Source organism: Moryella indoligenes (assembly GCF_030812885.1).
Classification (GTDB): domain Bacteria; phylum Bacillota; class Clostridia; order Lachnospirales; family Lachnospiraceae; genus Moryella; species Moryella indoligenes.
This window is the reverse complement of record NZ_JAUSTO010000003.1, coordinates 96,168-116,121: the sequence shown is the minus strand read 5'-3', so window position 1 is coordinate 116,121 and position 19,954 is coordinate 96,168. Positions and strand designations below refer to the sequence as shown.

Annotated in this window: 8 protein-coding genes and 1 pseudogene; 8 read left to right on the top strand and 1 reads right to left on the bottom strand. The window is 55.6% G+C overall.

Translation table 11 applies throughout. The annotated features are described in order from the left end of the window. The first annotated feature begins 106 nt into the window (after nucleotides 1–106). The 6 genes from J2S20_RS03265 to J2S20_RS03240 all read left to right on the top strand — a co-directional run bounded on the left by J2S20_RS03265 (nucleotide 107) and on the right by J2S20_RS03240 (nucleotide 7,776). Complete coding sequence (locus tag J2S20_RS03265) at nucleotides 107–1,642, top strand: ABC transporter ATP-binding protein (protein WP_106611751.1); 1,536 nt, start codon at nucleotides 107–109, stop codon at nucleotides 1,640–1,642. Then, the gene (locus J2S20_RS03260; protein WP_106611614.1) at nucleotides 1,635–2,738 is read left to right on the top strand and encodes an ABC transporter permease; all 1,104 of its coding nucleotides are present in this window, start codon (nucleotides 1,635–1,637) and stop codon (nucleotides 2,736–2,738) included. Before J2S20_RS03265 ends, J2S20_RS03260 begins: the two co-directional genes overlap by 8 nt. 1 nt (nucleotide 2,739) lies before the next feature. Beyond that, entirely contained in the window at nucleotides 2,740–3,723 is a 984-nt protein-coding gene (locus tag J2S20_RS03255; protein ID WP_307253180.1) for an ABC transporter permease, read from the top strand. 105 nt (nucleotides 3,724–3,828) lie between these two features. Beyond that, a complete protein-coding gene (gltX, locus tag J2S20_RS03250) occupies nucleotides 3,829–5,274 on the top strand; it encodes a glutamate--tRNA ligase (protein ID WP_307253178.1) in 1,446 nt (481 codons plus the stop codon). Further along, nucleotides 5,246–7,324, top strand: a complete 2,079-nt coding sequence (locus J2S20_RS03245) for an ATP-dependent helicase (protein WP_307253176.1) — start codon at nucleotides 5,246–5,248, stop codon at nucleotides 7,322–7,324. Before gltX ends, J2S20_RS03245 begins: the two co-directional genes overlap by 29 nt. A gap of 110 nt (nucleotides 7,325–7,434) precedes the next feature. Beyond that, nucleotides 7,435–7,776 (top strand): DUF1292 domain-containing protein, encoded by a 342-nt coding sequence (locus J2S20_RS03240; protein ID WP_106611617.1) that lies wholly within the window; start codon nucleotides 7,435–7,437, stop codon nucleotides 7,774–7,776. A 115-nt stretch (nucleotides 7,777–7,891) separates the two neighbouring features. Here the strand turns inward: J2S20_RS03240 and J2S20_RS03235 are convergent. Then, nucleotides 7,892–8,125 (bottom strand): annotated as a pseudogene (locus J2S20_RS03235) (KilA-N domain-containing protein); the annotation flags it as partial. Between the two features lie 132 nt (nucleotides 8,126–8,257). On the opposite strand from J2S20_RS03235, the gene J2S20_RS03230 reads away from it, so the two are divergent. After that, complete coding sequence (locus J2S20_RS03230; protein ID WP_307253174.1) at nucleotides 8,258–17,662, top strand: SpaA isopeptide-forming pilin-related protein; 9,405 nt, start codon at nucleotides 8,258–8,260, stop codon at nucleotides 17,660–17,662. A gap of 272 nt (nucleotides 17,663–17,934) precedes the next feature. Continuing rightward, nucleotides 17,935–19,908 carry a TRAP transporter permease gene (locus J2S20_RS03225; RefSeq protein WP_106611619.1) on the top strand — a complete coding sequence of 658 codons (1,974 nt, stop codon included), beginning with the start codon at nucleotides 17,935–17,937 and terminating at the stop codon, nucleotides 19,906–19,908. Nucleotides 19,909–19,954: the final 46 nt, after the last annotated feature.

The following is a 19,954-nucleotide window of genomic DNA, read 5'->3' as shown; positions in this document are numbered from 1 at the left end:
GCGGAGAATCAGAGATAAAGAAAACGCGGGAAGGGATGCGGCCCGGGGCACGCTGCGTCTGCCTGAACCGGCGCGGCACTTGCAGGACGGTATGGAGGAAAGCTTTGTGGGAGAGATGAATGCAATCGAATTCCGGGACGTGACCAAGCGCTTCGGAGAGGTCGTCGCAAACGACCATATCAACCTCACGCTTCGACAGGGGGAGATACTTTCGATACTCGGAGAGAACGGGAGCGGGAAGACAACGCTGATGAATATGCTCTCCGGAATTTATTTTCCGGACGAGGGGCATATTCTGGTGAACGGGCAGGAGGTGACCATTCGCTCGCCGAAGGACGCCTTTGCGCTCCGCATCGGCATGATCCATCAGCACTTCAAACTGATCCCTGTGCTGACGGCGGCGGAGAATATCGTTCTGGGACTTAAGGGGAAGGGAAGACTGAATCGGAAGGCCGTTGAGGATGAGGTGCGCTGTCTTGTCGAGAAGTATGGCTTTCAGCTGGATCCTGCGGAAAAAATATACAGCATGTCCGTCTCTCAGAAGCAGACGGTGGAGATCGTGAAGGTGCTGTACCGCGGCGCGGACATACTGATTCTGGACGAGCCGACAGCTGTGCTCACGCCGCAGGAGACGGAGAAGCTGTTCAGTGTGCTCCGAAACATGCGCAGGGACGGAAAGTCCATCATCATCATCACCCACAAGCTGAACGAGGTGCTGGATATCTCCGACCGCGTCGCAGTGCTTCGGAAGGGGCGTTACATCGGCACGGTGGAGACCGCAAATGCCTCTGTGAGCTCTCTCACGGAGATGATGGTCGGGGAGAAAGTGGATCTCGGCATTCACAGGAGTGAGCCGAAGAACCTCCGGGACCGCCTGATCTGTGAGCACGTGAGCTGTGTGAACGCGGAGGGAATGAAGGTGCTGGATGATATCAGCTTCACACTCCGCAGCGGAGAGATACTCGGCATTGCGGGCATCTCCGGAAACGGGCAGAAGGAGCTGCTGGAATCTATCGCGGGCCTTCAGGCGCATGAGGGACAGATCTGCTACATCAATGATGATGAGAGCCGGAAGGATCTCGGCAGTATGACGCCGATCGAGATCGAGGATCTCGGCGTGCGTCTCGCCTTTGTGCCCGAGGATCGTCTCGGTATGGGCCTTGTGGGGAGCATGGATCTGACGGATAATATCATGCTGCGCTCGTACCGCTCCGGAAAGTCCTTTGTTACGGATCGTGAGACGCCGAAGAAGATGGCACAGCAGATTGTGAGTGAGCTTGAGGTTGTGACGCCGAACACGGAGACGCCGATCGGGCGTCTGTCCGGCGGAAATGTGCAGAAGGTGCTGGTGGGCCGCGAGATCGCCGGCAATCCGAAGGTTATGATGGCGGCGTACCCGGTGCGTGGACTGGATATCAATTCCTCCTATTTGATATACAATCTTCTGAGCCGTCAGAAGGAGGAGGGCGCGGCGGTGATCTGTGTCGGCGAGGATCTCGATGTGCTGCTGGCGCTCTGCGACCGTATTCTCGTGCTGCAGGGCGGGAGAAACGCGGGCATCGTGGAGGCGAGGCAGGCGACAAAGGAGCAGCTGGGTCTTATGATGACCGGAACTGCCGGAAAGGAGAGCGCAGATGAATAACAGAGAGCCTCTGTTTCATATGACAAAGCGGAATCAGATCAGCTTTGCGAAGATCTGCCTCATCCATATGGCGGCGCTGGCGCTGGCGCTCGTGGTCTGTGCGGCTGTGATCGTTGCGGTGACACAGGTGAATCCCTTCGGCGTCTACGGCGCGCTCTATGCGGGCGCCGTGGGAAATGCACGCCGCTTCTGGGTCACAGTGCGTGAGACTGTCATACTCCTGCTCATTGCGGTGGGACTGACGCCGGCTTTTCGCATGCGCTTCTGGAATATCGGCGCGGAGGGACAGATCCTGATGGGTGGCATGCTGAGTGCGGCCCTCATGATCTACTGTGGAGACAGACTTCCGGGCTTTCTGCTCATTGCTGCCATGCTTGTCACCAGTGCGCTGGCGGGAATGCTCTGGGGGCTCATTCCTGCCTATTTCAAGGCGAGGTACAATACAAATGAGACGCTCTTCACTCTGATGCTGAATTATGTGGCCATGCAGCTTGTGACCTTTGCAATCTGCTTCTGGGAGAATCCGAAGGGCTCGAACAGCGTCGGCACCATCAATCAGAAAAGTCATGCGGGCTGGTTTCCGGCTATCGGTGGCAGCGGCTTTGCGGGCGGCCAGTATATTCTGAGCTGTCTCATCGTTCTGCTGGTCACGCTGCTGGTATTTTTCTATCTGAGGCGCTCCAAGCAGGGATTTGAGATCTCTGTCGTCGGCTCCAGCCAGAATACGGCGCGCTATGCGGGCATCGACGTGCCCCGCGTGATTCTCCGCACCATGGCGATTTCCGGCGCGATCTGCGGTCTCGCAGGAGCGGTGATCGTCGGCGGCTCCAGTCACACGCTCTCCACCAGCACAGCGAACGGCAGAGGTTTCACCGCAATCATCGTCGCGTGGATGGCGAATTTCAATCCGTTGTTTATGCTGCTCATCTCAGGGCTTCTCATCTTCATGCAGCAGGGCGCGGTGCAGATTGCGTCGCAGTACAAGCTGAACCAGAACTTCTCGGATATCATCACAGGCATTATTCTCTTCTTTCTGATCGGCTGTGAGTTTTTTATCCGCTATAAAATTCAGTTCAGAAAAAAGGAGGTGCAGTGAGATGACAGTGATTCTAACCTTCATTCAGCGCGCCATCATTCAGGGCATCCCGATTCTCTTTGGCGCCTCCGGCGAGATACTCACGGAGAAGTCCGGAAACCTGAATCTGGGTATTCCCGGCATCATGTACATGGGCGGAATCTCCGGCCTCATCGCAGCCTTTCTCTATGAGAAGCGCGCGGGAGAGAGTGCCAGCGGCTTCACAGGACTTCTTCTGTCCCTCTTTTTTGCACTGCTTGTCTCCATGCTCGGAGGACTTCTGTACAGCTTTCTGACCGTGACGCTGCGCGCCAATCAGAACGTGGTCGGTCTGGCGCTCACGACCTTTGGCACGGGCTTCGGCAATTTCTTCGGCGGCTCTCTCTCTCAGATGGCGGGAGGCGTCGGCCAGATCTCCACAAAGGTCACTGCGGCAGCCTACAGAAAGACGATACCGGGGCTCTCGGAGATACCGGTGCTGGGGAAGATATTCTTCTCCTACGGACTGCTGACCTATCTCTCTCTCATCATTGCGCTGGCGTTGACTTACTTCCTGTTGCGCACGAGGCGTGGACTGAATCTCCGCGCGGTGGGAGAGGATCCCGCGACCGCAGATGCGGCGGGGATTGATGTGTCGCTCTACAAGTACACAGCGACCATAGTCGGCGCGGGTATCGCGGGGCTCGGCGGTCTCTACTTTGTGATGGAATATCTTGGCGGAACCTGGGGGAACAACAGCTTCGGGGACAGAGGCTGGCTTGCGGTGGCACTTGTCATTCTCTCCATATGGAATGCGAACAATGCAATCTGGGGCTCCATTCTCTTTGGCGGTCTCTATATCATGTATCTCTACATTCCGAACCTCTCCCGCGCAGCGCAGGAGATATTCAAGATGATGCCCTATGTTGTGACCATTCTTGTGCTCATTTTTACCAGCCGGAAGAACCGGCCGGAGGATCAGCCGCCCGCAAGTCTCGGGCTCTCGTATTTCCGCGAGGAGCGCTGAGCCCTTTGTCCGCATTGCCCGCGCTTTGAGCAGAAGCAGGAACGAACAGTACAGATTTACGCCTCCCTCCCGGGGGGGGCGGTATGAACAGAAGGAGATCAGGAAATGAAGATCAGAACCAGATATGCGCCAAGTCCCACGGGACGCATGCACGTTGGAAATTTGAGAACTGCGCTCTACGCCTATCTCATCGCAAAGCACGAGAACGGAACCTTCCTGCTTCGCATTGAGGACACGGATCAGGGGCGCTTTGTGGAGGGCGCGACAGAGATTATCTATCGCACCATGCAGGAGACGGGACTCATTCACGACGAGGGCCCGGACAAGGATGGCGGTTATGGTCCCTATGTGCAGAGTGAGCGCATGAAGGCCGGCATCTACATGGAGTATGCGAAACAGCTGGTGGAGAAGGGCGAGGCTTATTACTGCTTCTGCGATCAGGGGAGACTCGACTCGCTGAAGCGAAGCGTGAACGGCGAGACCATTATGCAGTACGACAAGCACTGCCTCTCGCTCTCTGCGGAGGAGGTGCAGGCGAATCTCGCGGCGGGAAAGCCCTTTGTAATTCGGCAGAACAACCCGCGGACCGGCACCACGACCTTCCACGACGAGATCTACGGCGACATCTCCGTAGACAATTCAGAGCTGGACGATATGGTTCTCATCAAGTCAGACGGATTCCCGACCTACAATTTTGCAAATGTGGTGGACGATCATCTGATGGGCATCACCCATGTGGTGCGCGGACAGGAGTATCTCTCCTCCTCCCCGAAGTATAACCGCCTCTACGAGGCCTTCGGCTGGGAGGTTCCGGTCTATGTGCACTGCCCGACCATCACGAATGAGGAGCATCAGAAGCTCTCGAAGCGCAGCGGACACGCCTCTTTTGAGGATCTGCTGGAGCAGGGCTTTGTGACCGAGGCAGTCGTAAACTTTGTGGCGCTGCTCGGCTGGTCGCCGGAGGGAGAGCAGGAGATATTCAGTCTGCCCGAACTCGCAAGGGTCTTTGATTACCGTCGCATCAACAAGTCCCCGGCGGTGTTTGACATGACCAAGCTGCGCTGGATGAACGGGGAGTACTTAAAGGCGATGGCGCCGGAGGTCTTCTATGAGAAGGCGGAGCCCTATCTCGAGAGATATCTCACCGCAGACATCGACCGCCGGAGAGTGGCAGAGCTGGTGCGCACGCGCATCGAAACCTTCCCGGATATTGAGGAGATGGTAGATTTCTTCAACGCACTGCCGGAGTACGATATTGCAATGTATACAAATAAGAAGTCGAAGTCCACGGCGGAGAGCGCACGGAAGGTGCTCACCGAGGTGCTCCCGCTTCTTGAGAAGGCGGAGAGCTGGACGAACGATGCGCTCTTTGAGCTGCTGAAGCAGTATGCGGAGCAGACAGGAGTGAAGACCGGTCATGTGATGTGGCCCATACGGACGGCGCTCTCCGGAAAGCTCATGACGCCTGCGGGGGCAACAGAGATCCTGGAGCTGTTGGGAAGAGAGGAGGCGCTGAGGCGCCTTGAGACCGGAATTCAGAAGCTTGCCTGAGGAGGCGCCTTCCGGTTTTCAGAGAATTGCAACGGAGACAGAATTGAGGAGAGACAGAGAGCGGCGGCACATGGCGGAGGCCGGGCCGCAGATAGAACAAAATACAGCTGCAGCGCCACTCCGGCATACGGAGGGGCTCAGCAGAGCGCAGAGAGAGGCGGTCACCCACGGGGAGGGGCCGCTTCTTGTGCTTGCAGGTCCCGGTTCGGGAAAGACCTTTGTCATCACGCGGCGCATACGCTATCTCATTGATGCGCTGAAGGTGGATCCGCGGCGCATACTGGTGCTCACCTTTTCGCGGGCCGCAGCGCGGGAGATGGAGGAGCGCTTTGCCGCATTACAGGAAGATATGCCCTCCTGTGAGGAAAGGCCTTACGGGGGAGGCAGGCCGGTCTTCGGAACCTTTCACTCCTTCTTTTTCCGCATTTTGCGCACGGCCTACGGCTACGCCGCAGATCAGGTGATTGCGGACGGGGAGAGGGTGAATATTCTCACAGGACTTGTGCGGCAGCTGCGCATTGAGAGCGGAGATATCCGGACACTGGTGCAGAATCTCCTCTCGGAGATCGCAGTGGTGAAGGAGGAACGGGCGGAGCTCCCGCATTACTACTCCGTGAGCTGCCCGGCGGAGCAGTTCCGGGAGCTGTTTTGTGCCTATGAGCGGGCGCTTGGTGAGCGGCAGAAGATTGATTATGAGGACATGCTGCTCATGACCTATGAGCTTTTAAAGGAGAGGGACGATATACGCACCGCACTGCAGCAGCGCTGGCAGTGGCTTTTGGTGGATGAATTTCAGGATATCAATCGTCTGCAGTATGAGATTGTCCGCATGATCGCAGCTGCGCGGAGCAATCTCACGGTAGTCGGAGATGACGACCAGTCGATCTACCGCTTCCGCGGCGCGAAGCCGGAGCTCATGCTGGGCTTTCGAGGGGACTTTCCGGACGCACGTCAGCTTCTGCTGGATATTAATTTTCGCTCCACACCGGAGATCGTGAAGACCGCCGGACGCCTGATACGCCGGAACAGAAAACGCTTTGAAAAGGAAATCACGGCGCATCGTGCCTCCGGAAAGCCTGTGAATACTGTGGTCTGTCCGGATCCCGGGCGGGAGGCGGCCTATATTGTCGCGGAGATACGCCGCCATATTGCAGAGGGGATGCAGTACAGAGATATCGCGGTGCTCTACCGCACGAATCTTCAGCCCCGGCTCTTAAGTGCAAGGCTCATGGCGGAGAATATCCCCTTCCGCATCCGTGAGATGCTTCCGGATCTCATGGAGCACTGGATCGCGAGGGATGTGGTCGCCTATCTCCGCCTCGCGAGGCATATCGCAGAGCCGGGGGACCTGCTTCGCATCATGAATCGCCCGAACCGCTATATCCGGCGCGAGGCGCTCCGCATGGAGGGGGAGACACTGGAGGGGATCTATGCGCACTACGAGAAGAGCGGAGAGCAGTGGATGCGGGAGCGGCTGGATCGCCTGTCGCGGGATCTCCGTCATCTCTCCCACCTCACAGTCTATGAGGCGATCAGCTGGATACGTCAGGAGATCGGTTATGAGCGCTTTCTCTTAAGCTATGCCGAGGAGCATGAGATCGAGCCCGGAGAGCTGCTGGAGATACTGGATGAGCTGCAGGACAGCGCGGAGGGCTTTCGCTTCCCGGAGGAGTGGCTTCAGCACAGCCGGGACTTCCGGCAGGAGCTCATGCAGCGGAGAGAGCGGACAGCAAGGTCACGGGATGGAGAAAAGACGGGACAGAGACAGGCAGAGGAGTACAGGGAGGATACAGACCAGCTGCATCTCATGACCTTTCACGCATCCAAGGGGCTTGAATTTCCGCTGGTCTTTCTTATTGATGTCAACGAAGGCATTGTCCCGCACCGAAAGGCCTGCGGCAGAGACGAGCTGGAGGAGGAACGGCGCATGTTCTACGTCGCGATGACCCGTGCGAAGGACGAGCTTGTGGTCTGTACCTGTAAAAAGCGCTTTCACCGCGCGGTGGAGGAGTCGCGCTTCATCGCGGAATACGAGACGCCGAAAGGCTGATTTTTACGCTTTTTGCAAGATTCTGCTTGCAAAGCGGAATGAGATGAATTTTAATAGAGCCAGCAGCAGTGCTGCGTCCAATAAACAGAAGCAGAATAAAGGAGAATTTCATGAGCGAGAGTCAGGAGATTAAGAGAGAGGGTCTCTTTGATGGCGGAGACACCACGGTCACGCTGACCCTGGATGACGGAACAGAGCTGGAGTGTGTGGTACTCACGATCTTCACCGCCGGTGGTGAGGACAGAGAGTACATTGCGCTCACACCGGAGACGGATGATGAGGAATCGACCGTTTACTTCTACCGCTATGGAGAGACAGAGGAGGGGCAGCCGGATCTCACAAATATTGAGACGGACGATGAGTACGAGATCGTTGCGGATGCCTTTGACGAGATTCTGGACGAGCAGGAGTTTAATGAGCTCTTCAGCGAAGCGGAGACAGAGGAGGAGTGAGAGCTCCGAAGCAAATATCAGAGTGAAAAAGAGCGATCGACCCACGGCGGGCCGGTCGCTTTTGAGTGGTAAGGCGTGTTTCCCAACCTAACTTCTTTTGTTCTTCTTCCTTTCAGCGTTCAAATTCCTTAATCAAATACAATTTAAAATATGGAGATACCCAAGAAGCAAACTCAAATGCTATATCTTTGTGCGCATAAGTTCCGCCATATCTTCCTGCTCTCGCAACAATACCAATAGAATTCGTTTTTTCTACCCACTGCTTAACGGATAAAATAAAACGATTAAATCCTGCTTCATTTTTAATTCCCTCGAATTCGGGGGAATTAAAATTTGTATTATACAGTTGACATTTTTAAAGACAGAAAAAATACATAAAAAATTGAAAGAATACATAAAAAGTTGACAATTATTTTGATTGAATATATTTTAAATATTAGGGATATAGGAAATTATTTATTTTTTGAGGGGAGTATGTACTATGAAGTGGCCTTGGCGAAGGGCAGTCTCTGTTCTGATGGCGTTTTGCGTCCTTTTTGGAACCGTGACACAGGGAGACAGTATCAGCTATGCGGCGAGGCAGGAGTCACTGGCTTCTCTTCTTGAGACATTCTCGGAGGAGGGAATGCCGGATGGCCCGGTGCTGGACGATACGAAGGCCGGAGGGCTGGAGGCCTTCATGGACTGGCTGCGCAGTGAGAACTCCAGCGGCAGGCTGACAGACAGCAATGCCAGCGCGAGCAATGCCAGCAGCAGCAATGCGGAAGGCGCGGGGATAAAGTCCGGGCTTTTGGAATGGCTCGACAATCTGGGGGCGGCGCTCACTGCACCGCTCGGCTTTCTCATGCTTCGGAATGCAAAGCTGCCGGCTCCGGAGCTTAAGAGCAGCGGTCTGTTCCGCTATTATGAGGAGGATGATGCAGTCGTCATCACCGGCTTTGCGGAGGGAAAAGGAAGGGCGGATCTGCCGGATGGCGAGACGCTTGAGATTCCGGACACGCTGGAGGGAAAGCCCGTAAAGCGTGTCGATCCCATGGCGTTTTATCAGGAGGATCTGGACGGGCTTGGGCTCGTTCTGGGCGCAAATGTAGAGGAGATCGGAGAGTCCGCCTTTGCGGGCAGCGGTCTGAAGACCCTGACTTTTGGAGATGCCGTAAAGAAGGTTCAGGCCTCTGCCTTTCGCGACAATAAGCTGGAGGAGCTTCAGCTGAATCAGATCACGGAGCTCGCAGAGGAGGCATTCCTGAATAATAAGCTGAAGACACTCAGCGTGGGAGATGCGCTCTCCGTCGTCGGAGACAGCGCCTTCTCCTACAACGATCTGGATGTGGTACAACTGCCCGCAGGAATCACGGCCTGGGGTACCGGCGTCTTCACGAACAATAACCGCTATGTGCTGGTCGAGACCGGCTCGCCTGTTCTCCGGACCGAGGTGGTGGCGGAGCAGTACGGTCAGGTGGTGAATCCTGCGACCATCACGGTGCGCTGTGTGGATGAAGCGAGCGGACAGCCCATTCTCGGCGATATGATCTTTGGCAATGACAGAGAGAAGCTCGACGGTCTGGTGTTCCTGAATGAGGAAAATACTTACAAGGCCCCTCCGGTTCATGGTTTTGAGCCGGTGGAGCCGGAGCTTAAGTATACGCCGGACAGTGAGAGCTATGTACTCACAGTAAAATATAAAAACACGCACATACTGCCTGTGATTGAGCCAAAGGCGAGCCCCTTTATTCCGCTGAATGGAGACGGGGGAAAAGCAGCGCTGCTGGCTTTCGTAAAGGCGACGGATCTGAACGGAGAGGATATCAGCGCCTCTGTCACCGTGTCTCCGGAGAGCATTCCGACAGATGTCTCCGGTCAGATCATACCTGTGAGCTACTCTGTCCGGGACCGCTATGGCAATGCAGGCAGCCTCACGCTGAAGGTCTCCATCGGTGTGGACTGGAATGCGTTTCCGATTGGGAAGGGCTGGACACTCGGAGACTTTACTTACGATGGGAATAAGGTCACCGGCTTCTCTGAGAGCGGCCTTTTGAAGGTGGAGACACAGAAGGAGCTGGTGCTTCCGCACCTGAACCCGGCGGACGGAACGACAGTCATTGATACGGTTGCAGAGAACAGAGGAGAAAATTCCTTCCGTGTCCGAGGGCTGACCGCTCTGAGCGACTACCTGTCCACGGCGGAAGGAGAGGCAGGAAATATCCGGGTTATAGAGGGAGAGTATCGGCAGTCGGTGTCAGACTATCCGGGCAGCTTCAGCAGCAATGCGATCAGTGAACTGCGCCTGAACGCACTGGAGATCGCCGGCGGCAAGGCATTTGAAGAAAACGCACTGACTCATATCCGCCTGCCCAGGCTGACTCTTGTGCAGGGGAAGGCCTTTTCTACGAACAAACTGGAGCAAATCGGAAAGGAAGATCTTCCGCTGCTGGAGAAGATAGAGACCATGGGCTTTGTGAGCAATGAGTCTCTCAGCAGCATCAGCCTTCCCTCCCTGAAGGAAACGGGATATGTGTCCTTCTGGAACTGCCCGATTGCCGCGGTAGAAGTTCCGAATCTGGAGATCGTCGGGGATGGCGCATTTCTGGATAGTAAGCTCACGGAGGTGACGGAGGAGAACTTCCCTGCGCTTCGCATTGTCGAGGACAGAGCTTTTAACCGAAGTCCTCTGACCAGAGTGTCGATTCCGATGGTGCAGGAGCTGCTCGGACAGGCGTTTTATGGCAATGCGTCCACCGGACAGCCCGTGATCGAGGATCGTTTTGACAGTCTGGAGCAGCTCGGCGATGAGGCCCTTAGGGGAAACGGAGCGCTCACAGAGCTCCATATGCCGAAGCTGAAGCGCATCGGAACGGGTGCCTTTGCAGGAAATCCGGGATCCCCGGAGTGGGCCAATCGCGTTGTGATCTATACCGACAATGAGAGCCTGCCGAGTAAGGAGAATTACATTGTGAATCCTAGCCCCACAGGAGATGGGGACTGGGAGGAGGCAGATTTCACCTGGGACGCGGAGCATCCAGAGGTCGTGACCGGCTTCTCGGCGACGGGGCAGGATAAGATCGCAAAGAAGAATTTTGAATTAAAGCTCCCGCCGCGCGCACAGGTGGTGGCGGAGGGCGCCTTTGAGGCCATCGGTCTGGTCAGTGTCAGTGCGCCAAATGTCACCGAGGTGCGGGACAGCGGTTTCTATGGCAACAAGCTCAGCGATATCAGCAGCGGCTTTCCGCAGCTTCGCAGCATCACGGGAACATGGGCCTTTGGTGTGAATAAGATCACGGCGCTGGACCTGCCGCAGCTGGAGAGCATAGGGAGGCGCACATTTTCGGGAAATCCGATCACGGAGGCGGAGCTTCCCGCCGTCCGGGATATCGGAGACTATGCCTTTGCCGGTGCTCCTCTGGAGACGCTCCATGCGCCGCAGCTGGAGCGCATAGGAAAGCGCGCCTTCTACAGTCATAAGCTTGAGGAGCTGTCGCTTCCGGCGCTCCGGGAGGTGGGAGTCGCGGCCTTTGCAGACATTATGAAAAACAGTGCCTATGCAGAGAGATATGACTATCCGGATGAGAATATCACAGGCTATTATAATCGTCCGCTGGAGAAGCTTTATGCTCCCAGTCTGGAGAGTGTTGCTCCGCTGGCCTTCGCCGGAAATAAGATAAACGAACTGGAAGCGCCTGCCCTCCGGACAGTCGGACGCCGGGCCTTTGATGAAAACCAGATCAGGGAGCTGTCCCTTCCGGAGCTGAGGACCGCAGAACGCATGGCGTTCCACAAGAATCAGATCAGCGGAAGTCTGGATCTGCCGAAGGCAGAGACGCTCTCAGAGCTGGCCTTTGGCTACAATCGTCTGGACGAGGTCTTTGTCAGCGCGGCTTTGAAGGAGCTCTCTCAGAACAGTTTTCAGGGGAACCGCAATAGCAATAAGACGAAGAAGGAAGTGCTGGTCTTCGTCATGGATGGAAATAAGCCTGCCGGGAATCCGAATGAGCTGGAGGACGGCTATGTGAACCAGGTCCGTCAGCACCTCATCAACCCCACGCATGTGACAGTGAAGTATCTGGATGAAAATGACAAGCAGCTCGCGGACACGGTCTCCGAATACATCTACGGAGACAAGACCTACAGCTATATCCGCATATTCCAGCACTCTGTGGATCATGAGACGGTGGAGGTTCCGGACGACAGACAGCCTCACGAGCTCATTTTCCGCTATCAAAAGCAGACTGTGACGAATCGCGGCGGCGTGGAGCTGCGCCAGGGCAATGAGACGGATGTGAACAGCAGTCTTCCGAAGCACAGCTATCACATCGGTGAACTCATGACGACCTGGGTGTATCTGGATGTCACGGATGACGACAACACCTATACAGAGGGAGAGATACGGCTCTATTATGATCCGAAATATATCGACCAGAGCTCCATCAAGGTGCGAAAAGAGGGCACCTCGGTAAAGAGCTTCGAGGCGAAGGACGGAGAGCTGCGCATTCAGCTGGCCACAGATGGCAGTGTGTCAGGCGGCTACAGCCTGAGTCTCCCCGTTGAGTGGAGATTTAAGAAGTATGAGACGCCAAATCACCACGGGCTGCAGATTCAGGGGCTCTTCACCAATAAGGGAGAGAGCATCTGCGTTGCGGAGCCGCTCACGCTGGAGGGTTATTACAATCCGCCGCAGGTTATAAAGAGAAGTCCTCTGAACCTTCCGGACTACGACTATAAGAACCTGGATTCCAGTGACAACGGCCCGCGCCTCATGGGTGTTCTGGGAGAGTACTTAAAGCCTGACGGAGTCAGAGAGTACAAGGTGACGGAGGCTATGCCGGTGCGCTATGACTTCACGGTCGGCTCGCTGGAGCGCTATGTGGATCAGGCCATAGTCCGGGATACGCTGCCGCAGTATGTCGCGATCAATGCGGACGGGTTGGAGGAGACCCGGGATGCAGTGTTTGATCAGTCAATGAACCCGGACTGGTCTCTGAGCGTGGATGCAGAGGGAAAGAAGCTTCTGTCGCAGAGCCGGCAGTTCCCGAAGACTCTGAATCCTTCCGGCTATATCGCGCCGCTCTACCTCTCCTATCCGGATCTGAAGTCCGGCTATAACGTGGAGAACCAGGTGCAGCTTGAGCTGGTTCCGCATGACATAGGCGCAAAAGAGGAGCACATGCAGAGCAGCGATGATCTGAGCATCTATACTGGCTTCTATGCGCCCATAGTCTATGACGGAGATCCGCGCTTTGAGAAATTTCCCGGCGGAGGGCCGCACACGGACGGCATCACCTCTTATTTCTACGACACGGCGAAGGATCGTGAAAAGGTGATTCCTTTCCTTTTACGCGCGTCCTCACTCGCGCAGAAGTCAGATCTGCAGGAGCTTGTGATAGCGGACTATGATCTGGATCCACGGCTGTACTACTACGGCGTCTCCTTCCCGCGTGACAGCCACACGGCCGCAAATATCACGGTGGATGTCATCGCCTATAAGAGAGCGGGCAAGAATCTGGATCCGGCTTCGGATCAGATATTGGATCAGCAGTCTGTGGAGATGAGCGAGAGGAATCATGTCGTATTTCCGGAGGAGATTGCCAGGGAGATCGATTACGTCTATCTGGTGCTGCCGGCAGAACATAAGCTTATGTCCGCACTGGAATTTCGCATCGATACGAAGCTCCGGGAGCCGGACAAGAAGCAGTACAATGCCTCGTCCTCGGGCAGCAATGTATTCCAGAACTACGCCGTCATGTCCGGAAATCTCTATATCAAGGGCACCAAGATCCTGAGCGGTGAGAGAGGGGATTTGAAGAAACCGGACGGCAACACCATGATCAGCAAGTACCACAGCGAGTGGGATCCTATCCCCGGAAACTTCATCTGGGGCGACCACGCGGAAATCTATGTGAGGGATTATGCGCAGCGCATGGGAATACAGAAGACACAGAGCTATCCCTCTACTGCGGCGCGTCCCATCTACCCCGGGGAGCGGGGAGACTATGTCCTGTCCCTGAAGCCGGAGATCTACGGAGGGGCGGCGATCGCCGATCTCGGCGCGGAGGATCTTAAGAATTTTGAGATGATAGACCTCATGCCGAATGGAGTCAGTCTGAACCAGATTCAGCTCTCAGAGGACTTCCAGAGGAGCGGAGGAGAGTATGAGCTGATCGAAAACTACGGAGGCACAGATCAGCTGGCGATCCGCTTCCACACAGAGCTCCTGAAGGCCGGAGTGTATCATATCGCGACGCTGAAGACAGCGACCTCTCCGGCCATCCCGGAGGGCTTTGTGACGAACCGTCTGTATGTAGATTTTGAGAATCCTTCCATCATGAAGCTCGGTGTGAAGAAGGCGGTGCCGGGCAAAGATGCGTCGAAGCCGTGGCTCTACGATGAGACCAGCTTCCGCTTTATGAAGGCGAAGGAGATGTACGCCCGAAAGTATATCCGCAGATACGGAGAGCTGCCGTGGTCGGATGATGGAGTTATGACGGAGTCCGAGGGACAGCTGGAATATAAGCTGGAGCTCATCAACAATCAGAGCAGTGACAGAGAGAATGTTCAGCTGATGGACTTCTTCCCATATGTGGGAGATACCAATATACAGGAGGAGAATATCGGGAACCACAAGAGGGCTCCCAGACATTCCGAGTTTGAGAATCAATTTGATTTAAGCCGCAGCGTGCAGGTTCCGGAGGGCTATGAGGTTCTCTACTGGAACAGTGATACAGCAGTAAACTACAATAACCGTTCCGCGGATCAGATTGCGAAGGAGCTCAGCTGGGCAGCGGCGCCCGCCGCCAATACCAGAGGCATACTGGTGAAGGCAAAGCCCGGTGTGAAGCTTGCTGCCGGAGGCGTGCTGGCGGTCATTGTTCCGATGAAGGCGCCGAAGAACGATCTGAGCAACAACTACGCGAATACCGGAAAGAAGGCCTGGAACAGCTTTGTCCGGAAGGACAGCGCCACCATACGCTTTATCGAGCCGAATGTGGTCTGGAATTCCCTGATCCCGCCGAAGGGCTCGATCAGCTTCAAAAAGTTTGGAAAAGAAGGGATTGCGACAGGCGATGCAAAGGCTCAGGGCCTTCCCGGCGCGGAGTTTGAGGCAAAGGACAGCAGCGGCCGCATCTATACCGCAGTATCCGGTGAGGATGGAGAGGTGCGCTTCACAGATCTCCCGATACAGGAGAGCTATACGATCACAGAGACGAAGCTCCCGGAGGGTTATCAGAGAGCGGAGAATGGAGCCAAGCACGAATTAAAGCTCGGCTATGAGGATTTCAAGAAGCACGCGGCGGCGGATGCAGAGGGGCGGGAGTTCCATGTCCGGATAGAAGACACGCTGGCGATCAGGGAGTTCATGAATGTAAAGCCGTATCGCGGTTCGCTGGAGCTTCTGAAGGTGAATGAGGCGGGAACGCCGCTACCCTATGTCGCCTTCCGCTTAAAGGGCATGAGTCCCTGGAATCAGGACTACGACAGAAGCTTCCGTACCGGAACTGACGGAAAGATCAAGGTTTCGGATCTTCTCGAGGGGGTCTATCAGCTGACAGAGCAGACAAACAGCAGCCAGACAGCTTATCAGGCCGCGGCTCCGCTGGAATTTGCGATTGATGCGGAGCACCGGGAGATTCGCTTCACCGGGGATCAGAGTATTGTCAATAAGGATCTGCAGCTGGTCATCAATAAGCTGGGGCTTGCGGCGGATGCTGCGCTGCCGGAGAGCCTGCAGAAGCTCACGAACTTCGGGAAGAAGAGGCTGGATGGCTATGCCTTCTCCATTCAGGAGCTTACTGCGGACGGTCAGGCGGTCGGAGCCCCGATCGAGACCGGTAAGACCGTGCGGGGAGCAGTGATCGTAAAGAATCTGAAGCTGAACACCCTGTATGAGATCTCCGAGCTTCCGCACAGTGATCCGAATTACAGACACAATGACAGGAAATATCGCTTCAAATTAAACGACAAGGCAGAAATAACAGATGAGAGCGGACAGGTCTTCCGCCAGAACATCCTGAATTTCCCGAACCTTCGAAAGCCCGTGAGAGGTCTGGTAGAGGTGGAGAAGCAGGATGAGAGAGGCGCAGCACTTGCCGGCGCAGTGTTTGCGCTGTACAGGAATGGCGCCGTCATTCAGAAGCAGGAGGCGAAGCTTGAAGGGAACAGGGCACTGGCCCGCTTTGAGAATATTGAGCCGGGTATCTACTATCTCCGGGAGCTCACTGCGCCGGATGGTTACCTGCTCTCCGATACAGAGCACACGGTCTATATTCCCTTTGAGCCAGGCGGAGACAAAACGGGAATCATTGTAGAAGAGGAGCAGATCACAAAGAAGTTCAGCTTCCGCTATGTGGACCGGCCGCTTCAGCTGGAGCTCATCAAGGGCGACCTGATCTATGAGAACATACTGGAGAGTGAGAAGGAGAGCTTCCTCCGGGAGAATTCTGCCTATCGCTACCGCAGTGTCTCGGAGCACAGAGGAGATATCTACCTTCCGCTTCGCGGCGCGGAGTTCGCGCTCTATGAGAAACTGGAGGACGGCAGCAGGAGAGAGCTTACGCCCGGAAAGAGGTTTATCAGTGATGCGGAGGGCCGAATAGAGCTCGGGGATTATGTGAAGCAGCTGAATGTCAGCAGGAACTACATACTGGTTGAGACCAAAGCCCCGGAGGGTTATCGTCTGGACAGCTACACCGTACCGGAGATCCCGCTGAATTTCCGGGATGACAGCCGGATGGGCAAGCTGGACGGATCTGTGATCCGGCGTTTTAAGAACAATCAGCCTATCGCGGGGCGCATTCTGATCTCCAAGCGGGATGCAGACACGAGAAGCGCGCTGAAGGGGGCGGAGTTTGCGCTCTACCTTGCGGAGGAGCTTCAGAAACATCCGGAACGGCCCGAGCCTCTGCTCACAGTGACCAGCAATGCGCGCGGCATCGCAGAGTTCAGGAATCTGAGCCTCGGGAGCTATGTGGTGCGGGAAGTGAAGGCACCGGAGGGCTATCAGCGCATGGAGAAGGACTACCACTTCGAGCTGACGGAGGCAGATTCCACGGGCAGTATCATCATCAACAATCCGCATCTGGTGGAATTTGGCATAGAGAAGCAGTGGATCGGAAAGGCTGCCCGGGAAGCCGTGGTGGAAATACTCTGCGACGGAGTGCCGGCGAAGGATATAAACGGAAGGGAGCTTCCTGCGATTACGCTCAGTGCAAAGAACCGCTGGAGCGCTCATGTGGAGGGGCTTCCCGCGATGGATGCCTCGGGCAGGCGCTACCAGTACAGCCTGAGAGAGCGGCCCATAGAGGGCTATGAGGTGAAGATCACCGGCAGTGCGGATTACGGCGAACAGCACTTCAAAGTGACCAATATGGAGATACCGCCGGAGCCGCCGACCCCACCGAAACCGCCGACGCCCTCCACGCCCTCCAATCCGGGCGGCGGAGGTGGAGGACACACGCCGAATCCGGGAAAGAAGAATTTCAGCGTGAAGGTGCAGAAGCTCTGGGAAGGCAGTCCGCTGGATGCAGTGACCGTCTATCTGCTCCGCGACGGCGAGAGCTATGCGAGAGCGGAGCTCAGCGCGTCAGAGGGATGGAGCTGGGAGTTCAGGGATCTGCCCGTTCGGGCGGAGGGAAGCCTCAGAAAGTACCGCTACACCATAGCAGAGGAGCCCTGTGAGGGTTATGAGACCAGCATCAGCGGAGATGCGGGGCGAGGCTTTACCGTGACCAATACAGAAATACCCGAACAGCCTGAGACGCCCGGATCTACGCCGGAAAGAGGCAGAAGGAGAGTTCCGAAGACAGGAGAGGAGCGCTCCTGGGCACACATTGCCCTGCTGGGGCTGCTTCTGCTCATGCTGCTGGGACTTCACAGGAGAAAAGAAAATCAGGATTAAGAGATCAGAGTTAAGCAGCGACGGATAAACGCTGGGATGCATGTATGACTGAAAAGCGGACATGCTCCGGATAGATACTATGGACAGACCCTGGGTGAGAGCACTCAGGGTCTGATTTTTGTGTTAAAACAGTGATTATAGAATAATTGACTATAAAACCATTTGATTTTGAGGATAAATTGTGTAATATAGAAATATAGCTGTTGGAGATATTGGCAAATTCGTCAATATATTGGAACTTATCAACGATTGTCTGTGTAAAGGGGAATGGTATGAAAAAGGACAAGGCGGTTCAGGAGATCAATGTGGAATCTCTGGACAGTGAGCTGGCTGCAGCAAGAAAAATGGAGGAAAACAAGGGCACAGCCTTTGGCAGAATCGCCGCAGTATTTGCATTCTCTATGTCACTGTTTCACATCCTGACTGTATTCCGGCAGCTGGATGTGATACCGCAGCGCGGCATTCATGTCGCATTTGCGTTTACCATACTGCTGCTTAGTCAGCCGCTCTACGAGCATGTATTTAAGGATCGCTTTGCCGGGAATGCCGAATTTCGCCTCGTCTGCCGCATCATTGATCTTGTGATGATCGGGGCGCTCTGGGCTGCGATCTGGATGTGCAAGTATGAGTACGACCATCTGTCGGACAATCTGGGTATTGCCGGACAGTGGGCGGTGGTTGCCGGTGCGCTGCTGCTCATCATTGTTCTGGAGGGGACCAGACGCTGTCTCGGCTATATCATGCCGGCGCTGGCGATTCTGTTCTTCCTCTACGCGCGCTTCGGGCACATGCTGCCGGGGGCACTGGGGCACAAGGAATATAAGCTTGCTGCGCTGCTCAAGTATCTGTCGGTCGATCTGGACGGTATTTTCGGTACGACCATTCAGGTCTCCGCGACGGTTATCATCATGTTTGTCATGTTCGGTACCTTTCTTGAGGCGTCCGGCTGTTCCAGCTTTATCAATGATCTGGCGCTCTCCCTCACAGGAAAGCTTCGCTGCGGCCCGGCACTGGCTGCGGTTGTCGCCTCCGCGCTGATGGGGTGCATCAACGGTTCTGCAGTTGCAAACGTAGTTGGTACCGGCACCTTTACCATTCCTCTTATGAAGTCCAGAGGCTATAAGCCTGAGTTTGCTTCAGGGGTTGAGGCAGTGGCCTCCACCGGCGGACAGATTCTGCCGCCGGTCATGGGCTCCGGTGCCTTCCTGATGGTCGCCTTCACCGGGGTACCCTATACCCGGATCGTGATCGCGGCAGTCATACCCGCAGTGCTCTATTTCCTCGGCGCTGCCATTGCGGTGTTTGCGCAGGGCGAGGTCGGCGATGTGGAACTGCTTCCGGAGAATGAGATTCCGAGGACGAGAGCTGTTTTGAAGGATGGCTGGCTGTACCTCCTCATCATCGGCGCGCTGGTGTGGGCCCTGCTGATCGTGCAGTATTCTCCGGCACTTTCCGGTCTGATCGGCTGTGTGTCCGTTCCTCTGGTCATGCTCTTTGATAAAAAGAAGCGCTTTACGATCCGGGAGATTCCGGAAACCATGGTAAAAACCGGCTACAGTGCACTTTCCATCGTATCCGGCTGTGCCTGTGCGGGCGTTGTGGTGGCAATGATTTCCAGAACCGGGATAGGCGTGGTCTTCGGAGATATGATGATTAACGCGGCACATGGCCTGATGTTTCCGAGCCTTCTGTTCTGCGCGATTGCCTGCATCATTCTGGGCATGGGTCTTCCGACCACCTCCGCGTATGTGATTGCGGCGTCGATTCTGGCTCCGGCGCTGGCGAAGCTTGGTCTCAGCCTTCTGACTGCACACCTCTTTGTATTTTACTTTGCCTGCCTTTCCGCCATCACACCGCCGGTGGCACTGGCGGCCTATGCGGGAGCAGGGATTGCGAAGTGCGATCCGATGCAGACCGCAATTCACGCCTGCAAGATCGGGTTTGCCGGCTTTATCGTGCCCTTCGTGTTCTGTTATAACGCAGCTATGATGCTGGACGGTTCTCCGCTCTCCATCATATCGGTGTGTGTCACCGCGCTGGTCGGCTGTATCGGCATGTCCTGTGGTATGCAGGGCTGGTATTTCAGCGGGCAGAGAAAGGTGCCGCTTCTTGTCCGCCTCATGGTGATTGCAGGAGGGCTGCTGATGATGACGCCATCTGATCTCATGAGCATCATCGGTCTGGTATTGCTGGCCGCAGCGTTTTTCCTCCCGAAGCTGGGAAGCAGGGAAAAGGCAGCTGTCTGATTTGCAGAGGCGAGCACTGTGTGAAAACATTAGATTCCGGTTGTTA

What these genes read in the sequence shown, in the direction of transcription:
- gltX (WP_307253178.1), top strand. Translation starts at nt 3,829, where the DNA reads ATGAAGATCAGAACCAGATATGCGCCAAGTCCCACGGGACGCATGCAC.
- J2S20_RS03255 (WP_307253180.1), top strand. Translation starts at nt 2,740, where the DNA reads ATGACAGTGATTCTAACCTTCATTCAGCGCGCCATCATTCAGGGCATC.
- J2S20_RS03260 (WP_106611614.1), top strand. Translation starts at nt 1,635, where the DNA reads ATGAATAACAGAGAGCCTCTGTTTCATATGACAAAGCGGAATCAGATC.
- J2S20_RS03225 (WP_106611619.1), top strand. Translation starts at nt 17,935, where the DNA reads ATGAAAAAGGACAAGGCGGTTCAGGAGATCAATGTGGAATCTCTGGAC.
- J2S20_RS03240 (WP_106611617.1), top strand. Translation starts at nt 7,435, where the DNA reads ATGAGCGAGAGTCAGGAGATTAAGAGAGAGGGTCTCTTTGATGGCGGA.
- J2S20_RS03230 (WP_307253174.1), top strand. Translation starts at nt 8,258, where the DNA reads ATGAAGTGGCCTTGGCGAAGGGCAGTCTCTGTTCTGATGGCGTTTTGC.